We start from the raw sequence: 16,481 nt of genomic DNA, 5'->3' as shown, positions 1-16,481 counted from the left end.
GCCCGTCTGGCAATCGGGGTCTCAGAGATCTGGAGCCAGCGGGATGTCGACCGAGCCATCGAGATGCTTGGTCGGTCCGTCGGAACCCGGCATGATGTCGAAATCGAAGATCTCGTTCGGCAGCCAGAGAGTGGCACAGGCGTTGGGAATATCCACCACACCCGAGATATGCCCCTGCACCGGCGCTGTGCCGAGAATCGCGTAGGCCTGCGCACCGGTATAGCCGAACTTCTTAAGGTACTCGATCGCATTGAGACACGCCTGGCGATAGGCGACGTGCACGTCGAGGTAATGTTGCTCGCCGCTTTCATCGACGGAGATGCCCTCGAAGATCAGGTAGTCGTCGTATTTCGGCGTGATCGGCGAGGGTTTGAAGATCGGGTTCTTGATCCCGTACTTCTCCATCCCGCCCTTGACCAGTTCGACCTGGATATGCAGCCAGCCGGCCATCTCGATCGCGCCGCAAAAAGTGATCTCGCCGTCGCCCTGGCTGAAGTGCAGGTCGCCCATCGAAAGGCCCGCGCCGTCAACATAGACCGGGAAGTAGCAGGTCGAGCCGCGGGAAAGATCCTTGATGTCGCAGTTGCCGCCATGTTCGCGCGGCGGAACAGTGCGGGCGGCCTCGCCGGCCGCTTTCATCTTCTCGTCGCCGATCAGCTTGCCCATATGCGCCGACTGGGTGTCGGGCAGAGCGGCAAGGGGCGGTACGCGGTCGGGATCGGTGTCCACCAGTGCCTTTTCACGGGTGTTCCACATATCCAGCATCTTGCGGTCGGGCAGACAGCCGATCAGGCCGGGGTGGATGAGGCCCGCATACTTGACCCCCGGCACGTGACGCGACGAGGTGAACATGCCGTGGAAATCCCAGATGGATTTCTGCGCCTCGGGGAAGTGATCGGTCAGGAAGCCGCCGCCATTCTGTTTCGAAAAGAATCCGTTGAAGCCCCAGTTCATCTCTTCCTTGGCGCCGATATCGAGGATGTGAACCTTCAGCAGGTCGCCCGGCTCGGCGCCCTTCACGCCGATGGGACCGGAGAGGTAGTGGACCTGTTCCAGTTCCACGTCGCGCACGTCGGCGGCATCGTCATCATTCTTGATCTGGCCGCCGGTCCAGTCGTAGGTCTCGATTTTGAAATCGTCCCCCGGCTCGACCCAGACGGCGATCGGGATGTCCGGGTGCCAGCGGTTGTGTACCGCCTCGTTGGTGTGCGGGCTATCGGAAAGATCGACCGAGATAAGCGTATCTGCCATGTTGTCCTCTCTTCAGTTTTGGTCAGACGGATAGGAATTTCGAGACTTTCGCCTCGTCGATGCCCTCGCGCGGGCTGTCATGGACGAAAGTGCCGTTCTCCAGAACGACGACCCGGTCCGCCACTTCGAGCGCGAAGGTCAGGACCTGTTCGGAGACGATGATGGACAGTCCTTTTTCGTCGCGAATGCGGCGCAGGGTGCGGGCCATTTCGCGGATGATCGACGGCTGGATGCCCTCGGTCGGTTCATCGAGCAGCAGTACCTTGGGCTTGGACGCGAGCGCCCGGGCGATGGCGAGCTGCTGTTGCTGGCCGCCGGACAGGTTGCCGCCACGGCGCGACTTCATTTCCAACAGCACCGGAAAGAGTTCGTAGATGTCCTCTGGCACGGATTTCTCTCCGGTGGACGTAAGGCCCGTCTCGACGTTCTCCTTCACGGTCATCGACGAAAAGATCATCCGGCCCTGCGGTACGTAGGCGATGCCGTTCTTGACGCGCTGGTGCGGCTTGAGGTCCGTCACCTCTGCGCCCTCGACACTGACGGCGCCGGATGTTGATGGCATGATGCCCATCAGCGTTTTCATCAGCGTGGTCTTGCCCATGCCGTTGCGGCCCATGATGGCGACGATCTCTCCAGGCTTCACATTAAGGTCCAGCCCGTGCAGCACCTCGCTTTGCCCGTAGGCGGATCGCAATTCCTTGACGTTCAACATCGGAGGTCCTTTCAATGTCCGAGGTAGACTTCGACGACCTTGGGGTCGGCCTGCACATGTTCCATCGAGCCTTCTGACAGGACCTTGCCCTGATGCAGGACGGTCACGCGGGTGGCGATGTCGGCGACGAAGCCCATGTCGTGCTCGATCACGATGACAGAGCGGTCGGCGATGATCCGGTTCAGGAGTTCCGCGGTCTTGCGACGCTCGGCCACCGACATGCCCGCAACGGGTTCGTCCAGCATCAAAAGCTCCGGATCTTGGATCAACAGCATCCCGATCTCGAGCCATTGTTTCTGACCGTGGCTGAGAAACGCGGCCTTCTGGGTCAGGTGATCGCTGAGAAAGATCATCTCGGCGATTTCTGCGATCCGGTCGCGTACGGCCTGGTCGCGCTTGAAGAACAGCGCGCCGAAGACACCGTGGCCCTTGGGATAGCTGAGCTCGAGATTGGCAAAGACAGTCAGATCCTCGTAGACCGACGGCGTCTGGAACTTGCGTCCTACCCCGGCATGCACGATCTGGTCCTCGCGCATCTTCAGCAGGTCCTTGCCCTTGAAGGCGACCGAGCCCGATGTGGCGCGGGTGCGCCCGCAGATGAGATCGAGCACGGTGGTCTTGCCCGCCCCGTTCGGGCCGATGATCACCCGGCACTCGTTGGGTTCGACATAGAAGCTGAGGTCGTTGACCGCCTTGAACCCGTCGAAGGACACCGTGAGGTCCTCGACCATCAGCACGAAGTTCTGGTTATCGTAATCCAGCATATCCTAACCTCATTCCGCCGGGGTTTCTTCGGTCGTGGCCGGGCTCGTGGATGCGGGGTGTTTTGCATCACCGCGCGGCCAGAGCGATTTCAGCCGCGGTTCGACATGATCGGCCCAGAGACCGGCGAGGCCGTTCGGGAAGGCCATCACAACCGCGATGAAGAGCGCGCCCAGACCGAAAAGCCAGAGTTCCGGGAAGCTTTCGGAAAATGTGGTCTTGGCGTAATTCACCAGAAGCGTGCCGTAGACCGCACCGATGATCGAAAGCCGACCGCCGACGGCGGCGTAGATCACCATCTCGATCGAGGGCACGATGCCCACGAAGGTCGGGGACATGAAGCCCACCTGCAGCGTAAACATCGCCCCGCCGATGGCGGCGAAACCTGCCCCGAGGCAGAAGACGAAGATTTTGAAGTTGGCCACGTCATAACCCGAGAACCGAACACGATCTTCCTGGTCGCGCATGGCGATCAGAAGGCGGCCCAGCTTGGACTTGCGGACGAACTGCGCGATCAGCAGCACCGCAAAGAGCAACGCGCCGTTGACGAAGTAAAGCAGCGTCTTGGCGTCGTTGGTGCGGATATCCCAGCCGTTGAAGGTGCGCAGGTCGGTGATTCCGTTGACGCCGCCGGTAAAGCCCTGCTGGCCGATGATCAGGATCGTCAGGATTGCCGCGATGGCCTGGGTGATGATGGCAAAGTAGACGCCCCCCACGCGGCGGCGGAACATGGCCACCCCGATGATGAAGGCAAAGGCCACCGGCACGATCACCACCGCGATGAGCGTGAAGAAGAGCGAGTTGAACGGCTCCCACCACCACGGCAGCGCGGTCAGCTGGTTCCAGTCCATGAAATCGGGGATGCCCGGCGTCGACTGGATCGAGGTGTTTTCCGGCGTGGACGCCTCGAGCTTGAGGAACATGGCCATGCAGTAGCCGCCCAGCCCGAAGAAGATACCCTGCCCCAGGCTGAGGATACCCCCTACGCCCCAGCAGAGTACGAGACCGACCGCGACGAAGGCATAGGTCAGGTACTTGCCGAAGAGGTTGAGGCGGAAGGGTTCCAGCAGCAGCGGGAAGGCGACGAAGATGACCGCTGCGAGGATCGCATAGCCGACAATGTCGCGCCGGGTCAGGAAGGGGTGTTTGATCGGCATGGGTTGCATGGGTGCCTCCGGCTTACTTGCGCAGTTTCAGGGAGAAGAGACCCTGCGGGCGCAGCATCAGGATGCCGACCACGGTCAGGAGAGTGAGGACCTTGGCCATCGAACCGGAGATGAAGAACTCCATGATCGACTGTGCCTGGCTGATCGAGAAGGCGCTGGCGATGGTGCCCAGAAGGCTGCCCGCACCGCCGAACACGACCACGAGGAAGGTGTCGACGATATAAAGCTGTCCCGCCGTCGGCCCGGTAGAGCCGATCATGGTGAAGGCCGAACCTGCCACCCCCGCCACGCCGCAGCCGATGGCAAAGGTCATGCGGTCTGTCCAGGCGGTGTTGATGCCCACGGCATCGGCCATCTGACGATTGTTATTGATCGCGCGCACCTGCTTGCCCCAGCCCGAGCGGTAGAGCATGACGTAGACGCCGACCGATATGCCGACCGCGAGCACCATCACGAAGATGCCGTTGATCGGCACCTCGATCAGGTCCGTGAGCGGCAGAGAACCCATCATCCAATCGGGAATGGTGACACCCACCTCACGCGCGCCGAACACAGTGCGGTAAAGCTGTTGTAAAATCAGGCTGAGCCCCCAGGTGGCCAGCAGCGTGTCGAGCGGACGCTTGTAGAGGTGACGTATGAGTGCCCATTCCACCAGCATCCCCAGCGCGCCGGACGCGATGAACGCGAAGATCATTGCGATGAAGAAATAGATGCTGAACAGCGCCGGCATGTAATCGGCAAAAAGGTTCGACATCAGGTACGTCACGTAGGCACCGAGGATCATAAATTCGCCATGCGCCATGTTGATGACGCCCATCTGGCCGAAGATGATCGCAAGGCCGAGCGCCATGAGGACGAAGACCGAAAACAAGATGAGACCGGCAAATCCCTGCATGGCAAAGATCGCGGTCAGCTCGCTCATGGAATAGTCTGAGAACATGGAACGTCTTTCCGTTTCTGGAAGTGGGCAGCAGATCGCAGGAGGTCATGCCTGCGCCGCGCATTTCGGGCACGCGGCGCAGGCGGAGCGCAGTTCGCGCTCGGCCCGGTTACGCATTCGGGCCGGGCGCGGTCAGCGCTTACTGGTAGCCTTCTGGGAAGGGATCGGGCTCGACGAGGTCGGCGGTCTCGTAAACCACATCGTACTGGCCGTCCGTCTTTGCGCGGCCAACCCGTGTCTTGGACCACAGATGGTGGTTTTCGTGGACCTTGACATAGCCCTCCGGCGCCGTCTGAAGCTCGATGCCCGGGCTGGCCTCACGCACCTTGTCGACGTCAAATGAGCCGGCCTTTTCGACCGCCGCCTTCCACAGCCACGGACCAAGATAGGCCGCCTGCGTCACATCGCCGATGACGATGTCCTCGCCCCACATTTCCTTGAAGGCCGAAACGAATTCCTGGTTGTTCTCGTTCTCGAGGCTCTGGAAATACTTCATGCAGGCATAGGCGCCGTCGATGTTCTCGCCGCCGATGCCGCGGATCTCGTCCTCGGTGACCGAGATGGTCAGGACGATCGGGCTTTCCTCGGCCGGGTCGATGCCCGCGGCCTTGAGCTGTTTGTAGAAGGCCACGTTCGAGCCGCCCACGACGATGGCATAGATCACGTCGGGCTTGCGCAGACGGATCTTGTTGATGACCGAGTTGAACTGGGTGTGGCCGAGCGGATAATACTCTTCGCCCACGACCTCGCAGCCCTCCATGAAGTTCTCGATATGCTTGCGCGCGATCTTGTTCGAGGTGCGCGGCCAGATGTAGTCGGACCCAAGCAGGTAGAACGACTTGGCGCCCTTGGTCTGGTTCACCCAGTTGAGGCCCGCGATGATCTGCTGCGTGGCTTCCTGGCCGGTGTAGATGACGTTCGGGCTTTCCTCGAGGCCTTCGTAGAAGGTGGGATAGTAGAGGAAGCCGTTGTTCTGTTCGAAGACCGGCAGCACAGCCTTTCGGCTGGCCGAGGTCCAGCAGCCCATGACCGAAGCGACCTTGTCCTGCACCAGTAGCTTGCGCGCCTTTTCGGCGAAGGTAGGCCAATCGGATGCGCCGTCTTCCTGGATGTACTCGATCTTGCGGCCCAGGATCCCCCCCTGCGCGTTGATCTGCTCGATCGCCAGCTTCTCGGCTTGAACCGAGCCGGTTTCCGAGATCGCCATCGTGCCTGTGACCGAGTGCAGGATACCGCAGGTCACGGTATCGTCGGTGACGGCCAGACCGGTGGTGTTAATTTCCGCAGTCGGGTAATCTTGCGCTCGCAGCATTTTCGGCGCGAACAGAGACGCCGAAAGCGCTGCCCCGCCCGCGAGCACGGCGCGGCGGCTGAGGTTATTGATTCCGGTTGATTTTTTGCTGTCAGACATAGTGCCTCCTTGTCAGTGCAACAGTCGGTGAGACGGGACGAGTGTGCCTCTGGAGGACAAGCTGGCAGGGATTGCTGCGATGCAGTATACGTCGAATGACGTATATGGTTAGGTGTTTTTACCCGGCAGTATGGCACCCGAGATCGGGCCTGTACCGGGAAGACGCGCAAGCGAACGCGCGGGATGTCTGCGGCAGGAACGGGCCGGCTCGGGGACACCATCGTGTGTATCAGAACGCCCGGGTTCGAAATGCGAAAACTGGATAGGTGATGGCCATATCATTCAGCGCCACGGGCGGACGGCGAAAATACAACCGCTGGGTCGCCAACGAGACCATGGAGGACTTCGCCCTGCGCTATACCGCGCGGCGTGCGCGGCGCTGGAGCTATGGACGCGTGGCCAACACCGCGCTCGGCTCAATCTCGTTCCTGGCACTGGAGGCGATCGGCGGGGCGCTGACGCTGATCTACGGCTTCGACGCGGCTATCATCGCGATCATGCTGGCGGGGCTGATCCTGTTCCTGACCTGCCTGCCGATCAGCTATTACGGCGCGCGATACGGTGTGGACATCGACCTGCTGACTCGCGGTGCGGGGTTCGGCTATATCGGCTCGACCATCACCTCGCTGATTTACGCAACCTTCACATTCATCTTCTTCGCGCTAGAGGCCGCAATCCTGGCCTTCGCGCTGGATTTCTGTTTCGGCGTACCCCTGGGGATCGGGTACCTAGTGTCCGCGGTCGTAGTCATCCCACTGGTTGTCAACGGCTTTTCCAAGATCTCGACCTTCCAGACATGGACCCAGCCGTTCTGGGTCGTGCTGCATATTCTGCCCTTTGCCTTGCTGGCTTATTCCGGCGTCGACCTCGGAACGTGGACCCAGTTCACCGGCCAGCGCGGCGGCGACGGGCCGACGATCATGATGATCGGGGCGGCAATGGGGGTGGTGCTGTCGCTGATCGCGCAGATCGGCGAGCAGGTCGATTTCCTGCGCTTCCTGCGCGAACCAAGGACCCCTGCCGAGCGCCGCAAGTGGTGGCTCGCCCTGCTGGCCGCCGGCCCGGGCTGGACGGTTCTGGGCGTGGCCAAGATGCTGGCGGGATCATTCCTGCTTGTGCTGGCGATCGATGCAGCGGTGCCGCCGCGTGACGCCACCGACCCGACAAAGATGTATTTCACGGCATTCGACCAGGTGATCACCCTGCCCTTCGTGGCACTGGCCCTGACAGGCGCGTTCGTGATCCTGTCGCAGCTGAAGATCAACGTGACGAACGCCTATGCCGGGTCCATCGCTTGGTCGAACTTCTTTTCCCGAATTACCCATTCGCATCCCGGACGGGTGATCTGGCTGGTGTTCAACGTGTCGATCGCGCTGATGCTGATGGAACTGGGCGTCTTTCACGTCATCGAATCGATCCTTGGTCTTTATTCGCACGTGGCACTGGCATGGATCGGCGCGCTGACGGCGGATCTGGTTGTGAACAAGCCGCTGGGCCTGAGCCCGAAGGGCATCGAGTTCCGGCGCGCGCATCTTTACGACATCAACCCGGTGGGCACAGGTGCAATGCTTGCCGCGGTTCTGGTCTCCATTCTTGTGCTGCTGGGCGGGGCGGGGACGATCTTGCAGCCGTTCTCGGCGCTGATCGCGCTGGCCACGGCCTTTGTCGTGGCACCGCTGATCGCGTGGGGTACGGGTGGCAAGTATTACATCGCGCGCCCCGATACCGCGCCGCAGCCTACCACACCGGAAGGCGCGCAGACCTGCTGTGTCTGCGAATACCGGTTCGACCGCGAAGACATGACCGACTGCCCGTTCTACGCCGGGCCGATCTGTTCGCTGTGCTGTACGTTGGATGCCTCGTGTCGGGACAGCTGCAAACCGCATGCCACGCTGGGCGCGATGTGGATGAGCGCCTTGCGCAGGACGTTGCCGCAACGGGCGATCGACCTGCTGACCGCGCGACTGTCGGTGTTCTTCATGGCCACGGCGGTGCCGTCGTCGGTAGTGGCGGGGCTGTTGCTTCTGATCCGCGCACGGGCGCAGAGCGAACAGCTGGACGCGGTGCTGACGATTATCTTTTGCACGTTGCTGGTGGTGAATGGGATCGTGGTCTGGACCTTGATCCTGTTCCGCGAAAGCCACCACAAGGCGCGCGACGAGGCCGAATTTCAGACACAGCGCCTGCTGCGCGAGATCCGGGCGCACGACCGAACTGACGCGGCGTTGCAGGCCGCCAAGGAAAAGGCCGAGGCCGCGAACCTGGCCAAGACGCGCTACATGGCCGGGATCAGCCACGAGCTGCGCACCCCGCTGAACGCGATCTACGGATATGCGCAGCTGCTGGAACAGGACCGCGACATGCCCGCCGGCCGACGCGAGGCGGTACTGGCGATTCGACGCGGGTCCGAGCACCTGGCGGCGCTGATCGAGAACCTGCTGGACATTTCCAAGATCGAGGCGGGCCGGCTGGAAATCTACCGTGACCGGATCAACCTGCCCGAGCTGCTGCGGCAGATCGCGGCGGTTTTCAAGCGGCAGGCGCGCGAAAAGGGGCTGGATTTCGGGATCCAGACCTCGGGAAATCCGCCCGAGTGGATCGAGTTCGACGAGAAGCGCCTACGCCAGATCATCATCAACCTGCTGTCCAACGCGATCAACTATACGCCCCAGGGCACCGTGACCCTGCACCTGCATTATCGCAACGAGGTCGCGCGGATCGAGGTCAGCGATACCGGGACCGGGATCGAAGAAGGAAACCTCGAACGAATCTGGAAGCCGTTCGAGCGATTCTCGACCAGCTCTCCGGGCGGATCGGGGCTGGGCCTGACTATCACGCGGCTGCTGGTGGATATCCTTGGCGGTGAGATCACTGTGGACAGTGTGCCGGGCGAAGGCACAACATTCTCGGTGCGCCTGATGCTGCCGTCGCTGCGTGAGAGCGCCATTCCCAGTGCCGCGTGGAACATGCAGGAGCGCGCCATGGCGGTGGGCTATGTCGGGGTGCGCAAGACGGTGATGGTGGTCGATGACGACATGAATCACCTGCGCCTCCTGGAAGCCACGCTGAAGCCTTTGGGGTTCCTCGTGCAGGCGATGCCGTGCGGCGAGGATGCACTGAAGGCGCTGGAGGACGTGACACCGGACCTTTTCGTGCTGGATATCGACATGCCCGGGATGACTGGCTGGGAACTAGCGCAGGCACTGCGCGACCGGCCTGCGTACCGCTCGACCCCCATCATGATGGTGACGGGCCACGCTCTCGAAGCGCGGCAGTCGATCGACCGCGAACAGCTTTACGACGCGTTCATCGTAAAGCCCTATTCGCTCAGCGATTTCCTGGCGCGGATGGCCGGTCTGCTGAAGGTGGAGCTTACGACCGAAGCTCCCGAAACAGAGGCTGGGCCGGCGGCCGGAATACCCGACGATGCGCTGGCACGGATGATCCGGCTGGCCGAGATCGGCCACGCCGCGGGTATCGCGCGGGAACTGGATGCGATGACGGCCGGGACCGGACCGGAAAGCGGGCAGGTCGCGCGAGTGCGCCGCCACCTGGAGGTGTTTGACCTGCCCGGGATCGCCCGGATACTGAAGGAGATGATGCAAGATGCCGCCTGATGCCTTGCTTGACACCGTTGCCGCCGGCCGTTTCATCGCGCTGGTGATCGACGACGCACCCGAAACGCTGGGGCTCGTGTCCCGCGCGCTGGAAGAGAACGGGATGACCGTGCTGGTGGCGCGGTCGGGCGAGGAAGGCATCAAGCTGGCACAAAGGGTGCAGCCGGATGTCATCCTGATGGACGCATTGATGCCGGAACTGGACGGGTTCGAAACAACTCGGCGGCTGAAGTCCGCGCCCGGCGCGACACCCGCGCCGGTGATCTTCATGACCGGAATGACTGAAAGCGAACATATCCTGAAAGGGTTGCGGGCCGGGGGTGTGGATTACATCACCAAGCCCGTAGTCGTCGAGGAACTGCTCGCGCGGATCACAACGCACGTGTTGAACGCTCGTGCGATCCAGTCGGCCCGCGCCGCGCTGCACTATGCCGGGCAGACGGTGGTCAGCTTTGCAGTTGACGGACGGATCAGCTGGGGCACGCCGCAGGCGGTCGAACGCCTTTCGGAAACACCACTGACAGAAGACGGCGTCGCATCGCTGCCGGTGCAGGCGTGGCTGGCAAAGCTGGGGGCGCAGCCGATGTCGGATGCGCAGCCCTATGTCGAGGGGCGGCTGAGCCTTGTATACCTCGGGCAAGTCCAGGGCGAAACCGTTGTGCGGCTAAAGGAGGTCGAGACGGCGATCAGCGATGATGAGCAGTTGGCGCGGACCTTTGCGCTGACCACACGCGAGGCGCAGGTCCTGTTGTGGCTGTCGCACGGCAAGACCAACCGCGATATCGCGGAAATCCTGTCGCTGAGCGCGCGGACGGTCAACAAGCATCTCGAGCAGGTCTTTCACAAAATGGGGGTGGACAACCGTACCTCTGCCGCCGTTCTGGCGGACCGGGCGCTGCACGGCGTTTGAAAGCTTGCTTTGCACCAGAGTAGTTGTGCCTCTGAGATGATCGGCGGGCAGCAATCGGAATGTTTTATTAGTAGACTATTGCAGCGAAAGCGCCTCAATCGGACTTGTGGACTTGCCCGAGTCTTGTGGAGAGCGTTTAGCGCACTTCGAGGGCCCTGCGCTCGAGGGCGATAGGGCTCAGGAAGCCGAGCGATGAGTGTCGCCTGACGGGGTTATGGAACCCGTCGATGTATCTGGCGATGGCGTTTTCGCTGTCCGTGGTCCATTTGAACGGCCGCTTCTGACGGGCCACGAGGCCAGCCTCCGGCATCAGCCAAGCCGTGCGGTGACGCCCGATCCGATGGCCGTCGCCGACGAGATCCCGATGCATCCGTGGGTTACCATAGGTGCCATTCGGCAGGGCGAAGGCCGTGCGGTTATTTGCAAGGTGAACCATAGCCTGCCGCAGACGCTGGCAGGTCTTCAACAGGCTCCTCAGCGTCGCGATCCTGCCTCACCCAGCGTGTCAGCGTTGAGCGGTCGGCCGAGATCGTCGGCGATTTGACGTCGCGTGCGCCCGCTCGTCAGCGCCAGTCGCACCGCTTCACGACGAAATTCCGGCGTCGGTCGTTTCCCGTTGGACATAGTACGCCTTTTGGTTCCTCAGTTGATGCTCTCCACTTTTCGAGGGCAAGTCCAGATGAGTGCTGTCAGGGCTCGCAACTCGACGACCGCTACGAGCCATTTCACGACATTCGACAGCATGCCGCCTGGCCGGTAGGACCGGGAGGCAACGAGATCAGGTCTTTTATGCCGAAACCATCAACATCATTGGCCGTCCCACCTCGTCGGCCAACTCTGGCATCACGGCGATTTGGCCCGGTGTCGGTGCGAACTCCTCGATCCGGCGCAGGGTGAAGCCCACGCCGATCAGGGTATTGATCGTGGTCGCCAGTTTCCGATGCTGCTTCAGAACCCCTTCGTGGAAACCAGTTGGTGCGGCGTTCACCTTCCGCCGAATACCCGTTTACAGGCCATGTTTTTCGCCTGTCTTCGTCTTCAGTCCAATGCGGATGGGAAGCCGCCATGAAGATCGGGTGTTCAATGGTGAAGATTAGATCTCCGGCGAGTGTCAGCGCGCGGTGGATCGCGCCCATCAGCCGACCGAAATCCCGCACGCAAGGGAAAGTGAGCGCGCTACAGACCAGATCGAACGCGGCTTCCGGCAGGTCGAGCGTGTCGAGATCGGCAATGCGATAGTCGATTGCAGCATCGTCTGCGTCGGCCCGTGGCCGGTTGATCATGTTCTCCGATAGATCGCCCCCCAGAACCGAGATCACATCGTTCTTGCGGAACCAGCGGGACGCCCAACCAAAGCTGCAGCCCAGATCGGCCACGCACTTGCCTGCTACGTCCGGCTGCACGGTAAGGATGGCGTTCCATTCCGGCGCCCCGTCCAGCCCTTGCACCTGCCGGGGAAGCTAGCTGTAGCCGGTGAAGAATTCGGGATTGTCGGAGATATTCTGTGCCATGTTCATCTCCAAAGTAAGGGGATACGAGGCACGTTTTCCACACCAGTGTCCCTCGTCCAAAAGAGCAGGGCCGAGGCTGGCAATCGGCGTGGTCAGGTCGCGTGATCGTCATGCTGGCATCCCGCCAAGGGGATACAGGCTGACCGGACGACTATGTGGAAATCCTTCTCAACCATGCGGGCGGTTTTGACCGCAAGGCAATAAAAGTCAATTTGACCGCCACTTGAACGGCAAGAATCTCCTGCCAAGTCGTCCTTGAGGGTAGATGGCTCCCGAAGATTTCTTCGGGAGCCATGGCGTGGTTTGGTGTCATGCTCTCAGGGGGCCAGGTCACGAGTGGCACCACGATATGCAACGGGCCGGACCCTGGGTCCGCCCTCTGAATTCAGACCTCGGGCAACTGGTCGATGAACTTGTCCAGCGTGACCGGATAGTCGCGGACGCGGACGCCCGCGGCGTTGTAGACGGCATTGGCTACGGCTGCAGCCACGCCACAGATCCCCAGTTCGCCGACGCCCTTCGCCTTCAGCGGCGTCGAGATCGCGTCGAGCGTGTCGAGGAAGATGACCTCCTGTTCGGGAATGTCCGCATGGACGGCGACCTCGTACCCGGCGAGGTCGTGATTGGCAAAGAACCCGCGCCCGCTGTCCAGCGCCATCTCTTCGGACAGCGCCGCGCCAACACCCATGGTCATACCGCCGATGACCTGGCTGCGGGCGGTAATGGGGTTCAGGATACGTCCTGCATCCGCGACCGCCAGCATCCGGCGCAGCCGGATCTCGCCGGTGCCGACATGCACGCCCACCTCGACGAAATGCGCACCGAATGTGGCAAGGACATAGTCCTGCTTGAACTCGCCCCATTCCATCGTGTCCGTTGCCTCAAGCTCGCCTTCGAGATCGGCCAACGCCATGTCGGTGTCGCCGCCAGTGACGCGGCCCTCGCGAAACTCGAGGTCGTCGACCCCCAGCTGCTCGGCGATCTGCTCGCGCAGTCCAATGCAGGCTGCATAGACACCAGCGGTCGAACTCGCCGCCCCGAACTGACCGCCGGAGCCGGAAGACACCGGATAGGCGCTGTTGGCCAGCCGGACCTCCACCGCGTCGAGCGGCAGGCCTAGGCACTCTGCCGCGGTCTGCGCCAGGATGGTGTAGGAGCCGGTGCCGATGTCGGTCATGTCGGTCTCGACCACCAGCTGTCCGCCGGACAGCCGCACCGTCGCGCCCGAGGCCAGCGTGGGGGCGCCGCGATAGGCGCCGGCCATACCGTGCCCGATCAGCCACTGACCTTCGCGACGGCCGCCCGGCGTCTCATTGCGCTCCGACCAGCCAAAGGCCTCCGCCCCCCGCTCCAGGCACTCGACGAAATGACGATCCGAGAAATCCTGTTCCGGGTTCGACGGGTTCACCTGCGTGTCGTTGATGATGCGCAGCTGCACCGGGTCCATGCCCAGCGTCTCGGCCATCTCGTCCATGGCGATTTCCAGCGCCATCAACCCGGAGGCTTCGCCGGGGGCACGCATGTCCGAGGCTTCGGGCAGCGGCATCTCGACGATATGATGCTGCACGCGCAGGGCCGGTGAAGCGTAGAAGAAAGGCGTCTGCGCTGTGGCATTCTCGCCCCGCCCCCCCGGCAGCGAATGCGAGGCCGCCTCGTGCCAGATACCCTGAAGCCGCCCGTCGGCATCGGCGGCCAGCCGGATACGCTGGACGGTCGCGGACCGGTGCGTGGAATTGTTCATCATCATTGGTCGGGGTATCGCCAGTCGTACCGGTGCTCCGACCGCGCGTGACCCGAGCGCCGCCAACACCTCGTCCGCCCTGAGCCAGAGCTTGCCGCCAAAGCCGCCGCCCACATACGGGCTTTCCACCCGGATGCTGTCCGGCTCGATTCCGAAATTGGTCGCCAGCGCCTGTCGGTTCCACTCGATCATCTGGTTCGAGGTCCAGACAGTCATGTTTTCGCCGTCGGACCAATCGACGATCGAGGCGAAAGGCTCCATCATCTGATGGCTCTCGGACGGGGTATGATACATCTGGTCGACCACTGCGGCAGCGTCGCGGAACGCGCCGTCCACGTCTCCCACCATCGTGCCCGGCTCGCCCGTGCCTTCCAGCCGCTCGAAGGCCGCGTCCAGATCGTAATCAGCCGGATCGCCCTCCTCGTAATCGACCTCGATTAGCGCGGCCGCGGCGCGCGCCTGCTCGAAACTCTCGGCCACGACCACGGCGATCGCCTGGTGGTAATGCTCGATGACGTCGCCGCCGAAAAGACGCGCGACGTTGTAATCCCAGATACCCAGCGGCTCGATCTCGAGCGTCGTCACGACACCCCGGACACCGGGGGCGTTCCGCGCGGATTCAGCGTCCATGGCGGTTATGCGCCCGTGCGATATGCCGGCAACGACCGGATACCCGTAGAGCTGGCCCGGCACCACGTCATGCCGTTCGTGGGCATAGGGGGCGGTGCCGGTCACCTTGAGCGGGCCGTCGATGCGGTGCGCGGGCCGGCCGACGATGCGGGCATTGTCGAACAGGTTCTGTCCTGCGGGTTCGGTGAACTGCATGGGGTTACTCCTCTGCCAGCATGGCGGCAAGCGTCCGCTCTGCCAGGGTGATCTTGAACGCGTTCTCTTCGGTCGGGCGCGCGCCTTCCAGCAAGTTGGCCATCACCGCGCGGGCGCCGTTCGGCACCTCGGCATCGGCCGCGTCCGACCGCCAGGGTTTCGGCGCGATCCCGCCCAGCGCGACGCGGCCCGTGCCGTCCGGCTGACGGATCAGCGCGACGGACACCAGCGCAAAGGCATAAGAGGCCCTGTCACGCGCCTTGTGATAGGCCTGCGTTCCGCCGACCGGCGCCGGTAGGCTAACATGGGTGATCAGCTCACCCGGCATCAGCGCCGTCTCGATCTCGGGCGTGTCGCCCGGCAGCAGGTGAAGATCTTCCAGCGCAATACGGCGCGTCATGCCCGTGGGGGTCACCGTTTCGACCGTGGCATCAAGCACACGCATCGCGACGGCCATGTCGGAAGGATGGGTTGCGATGCAAGCGTCCGACGTGCCGATGATCCCCAGCTGGCGCGAAAACGCGCCCTCGGTCAATGCACCGCACCCCGATCCGGGCTCGCGCTTGTTGCAGGGCATCGCCGTGTCATAGAAATACGGACAGCGCGTGCGTTGCAGCAGGTTGCCACCGGTTGTCGCCTTGTTGCGCAACTGGCCCGATGCGCCGGCGGCCAGTGCCCGCGTCAGGACCGGATAGTCACGGCGGGTCCGTATGTCGGCCAGCAGATCGGTGTTCGACACCAGCGTGCCGATGCGCAACCCCCCGTCCTCGGTCTCCGTGATCTCGTCCAGTCCAAGACCGTTCACGTCGATCAGATGGGCCGGCGTCTCGATCTCCAGCTTCATCAGGTCCAGCAGGTTGGTCCCGCCCGCGATGAATTTCGCGCCGTCTGCTTCGGCTGCGCGGGCGGCAGCGGCGACATCGGCCGGCTTTTCGTAGGAAAACGCTCTCATGTCTGCTCCTCCGCGACTTGAGTGATGGCGGCGAGGATGTTGGAATAAGCCCCACAGCGGCAGATATTGCCGGACATCCGCTCGCGGATCTCGGCGTCGGTCATGGCGATCTCGGCCGTCAGGTCGGCGGTGACATGGCTGGGGATGCCTGCGCGGATCTCCTCGATCACCTTGCGGGCAGACGAAATCTGGCCCGGTGTGCAGTATCCACACTGAAATCCGTCGTGTTCGACAAAAGCCGCCTGCATCGGCTCCATCTGATCGGGCGTGCCGAGACCCTCGATCGTTTCAACCTCGTCACCGTCATGCATGACGGCAAGGCTCAGGCACGAGTTGATCCGCGATCCGTTGACGGTGCACGTGCACGCGCCGCATTGGCCGTGATCACAGCCCTTCTTGGTGCCGGTCAGGTGCAGATGTTCACGAAGGGCATCAAGCAGCGTGACGCGGTTGTCGACGGTCATGTCCTGCGGCGTGCCGTTGACCGTGACGGTGATGTCGGTCGTCTCGGGGCCGGCCGGCGCGGTTCCGTTGTCCGTCTGTGCGCCGACGCTCCGGCCAACGCCGGCTCCTAGTGCGGCGGCAGCCGTGCCAACCAGCAGCGTTCTGCGCCGAAGTTCGAATTCGATGGGGGGCGGGCTCATATGAGTTTCCTTCCTGACCTGTCTCGCAATCATGTACAG

Annotated in this window: 12 protein-coding genes and 1 pseudogene; 2 read left to right on the top strand and 11 right to left on the bottom strand. The window is 62.6% G+C overall.

Features of this window, described 5'->3' with window-relative positions; all coding sequences use genetic code 11:
* Nucleotides 1–21: 21 nt before the first annotated feature.
* The 6 genes from fmdA to urtA all read right to left on the bottom strand — a co-directional run bounded on the left by fmdA (nt 22) and on the right by urtA (nt 6,242).
* Nucleotides 22–1,251 carry a formamidase gene (gene fmdA / locus C2I35_RS05260; RefSeq protein ID WP_103762000.1) on the bottom strand — a complete coding sequence of 410 codons (1,230 nt, stop codon included), beginning with the start codon at nt 1,249–1,251 and terminating at the stop codon, nt 22–24.
* Nucleotides 1,252–1,273: 22 nt separating this feature from the next.
* Nucleotides 1,274–1,963, bottom strand: coding sequence for an urea ABC transporter ATP-binding subunit UrtE (gene urtE / locus C2I35_RS05255; RefSeq protein WP_103761999.1), 690 nt, complete (start codon nt 1,961–1,963; stop codon nt 1,274–1,276).
* 11 nt (nt 1,964–1,974) lie between these two features.
* Nucleotides 1,975–2,727: an urea ABC transporter ATP-binding protein UrtD gene (gene urtD, locus C2I35_RS05250; protein ID WP_103761998.1), complete on the bottom strand. Its 753-nt coding sequence runs from the start codon at nt 2,725–2,727 to the stop codon at nt 1,975–1,977.
* Nucleotides 2,728–2,736: 9 nt separating this feature from the next.
* Nucleotides 2,737–3,891 (bottom strand): urea ABC transporter permease subunit UrtC, encoded by a 1,155-nt coding sequence (urtC, locus tag C2I35_RS05245; RefSeq protein WP_245890408.1) that lies wholly within the window; start codon nt 3,889–3,891, stop codon nt 2,737–2,739.
* 13 nt (nt 3,892–3,904) lie between these two features.
* Nucleotides 3,905–4,813: an urea ABC transporter permease subunit UrtB gene (urtB, locus tag C2I35_RS05240; protein ID WP_245890407.1), complete on the bottom strand. Its 909-nt coding sequence runs from the start codon at nt 4,811–4,813 to the stop codon at nt 3,905–3,907.
* Nucleotides 4,814–4,970: 157 nt separating this feature from the next.
* The gene (urtA, locus tag C2I35_RS05235; RefSeq protein ID WP_103761996.1) at nt 4,971–6,242 is read right to left on the bottom strand and encodes an urea ABC transporter substrate-binding protein; all 1,272 of its coding nucleotides are present in this window, start codon (nt 6,240–6,242) and stop codon (nt 4,971–4,973) included.
* Nucleotides 6,243–6,511: 269 nt separating this feature from the next.
* Here urtA and C2I35_RS05230 point away from each other — a divergent pair, with 269 nt between their 5' ends.
* Entirely contained in the window at nt 6,512–9,859 is a 3,348-nt protein-coding gene (locus C2I35_RS05230; RefSeq protein WP_103761995.1) for a hybrid sensor histidine kinase/response regulator, read from the top strand.
* Nucleotides 9,849–10,769: a response regulator transcription factor gene (locus C2I35_RS05225; RefSeq protein ID WP_103761994.1), complete on the top strand. Its 921-nt coding sequence runs from the start codon at nt 9,849–9,851 to the stop codon at nt 10,767–10,769. Before C2I35_RS05230 ends, C2I35_RS05225 begins: the two co-directional genes overlap by 11 nt.
* Before the next feature lie 283 nt (nt 10,770–11,052).
* Here the strand turns inward: C2I35_RS05225 and C2I35_RS22720 are convergent.
* From C2I35_RS22720 to paoA, 5 genes and pseudogenes are all read right to left on the bottom strand, one after another.
* Nucleotides 11,053–11,205 (bottom strand): annotated as a pseudogene (locus C2I35_RS22720) (IS3 family transposase); the annotation flags it as partial.
* Nucleotides 11,206–11,494: 289 nt separating this feature from the next.
* Nucleotides 11,495–12,145, bottom strand: a complete 651-nt coding sequence (locus C2I35_RS05215; protein WP_245890406.1) for a class I SAM-dependent methyltransferase — start codon at nt 12,143–12,145, stop codon at nt 11,495–11,497.
* Nucleotides 12,146–12,665: 520 nt separating this feature from the next.
* Nucleotides 12,666–14,846: a xanthine dehydrogenase family protein molybdopterin-binding subunit gene (locus C2I35_RS05210; protein WP_103761992.1), complete on the bottom strand. Its 2,181-nt coding sequence runs from the start codon at nt 14,844–14,846 to the stop codon at nt 12,666–12,668.
* 4 nt (nt 14,847–14,850) lie between these two features.
* On the bottom strand, nt 14,851–15,798 hold the full coding sequence (locus C2I35_RS05205; protein WP_103761991.1) for an FAD binding domain-containing protein: 948 nt from the start codon (nt 15,796–15,798) through the stop codon (nt 14,851–14,853).
* Nucleotides 15,795–16,442, bottom strand: coding sequence for an aldehyde dehydrogenase iron-sulfur subunit PaoA (gene paoA, locus C2I35_RS05200; protein WP_103761990.1), 648 nt, complete (start codon nt 16,440–16,442; stop codon nt 15,795–15,797). The genes C2I35_RS05205 and paoA overlap by 4 nt, the downstream gene beginning before the upstream one ends.
* Nucleotides 16,443–16,481 lie beyond the last annotated feature (39 nt).

It is taken from the genome of Roseovarius confluentis, from assembly GCF_002917925.1.
GTDB lineage: Bacteria > Pseudomonadota > Alphaproteobacteria > Rhodobacterales > Rhodobacteraceae > Roseovarius > Roseovarius confluentis.
The sequence above is the reverse complement of the archived record's forward strand: the minus strand, read 5'-3'. Positions and strand labels throughout refer to the sequence as shown.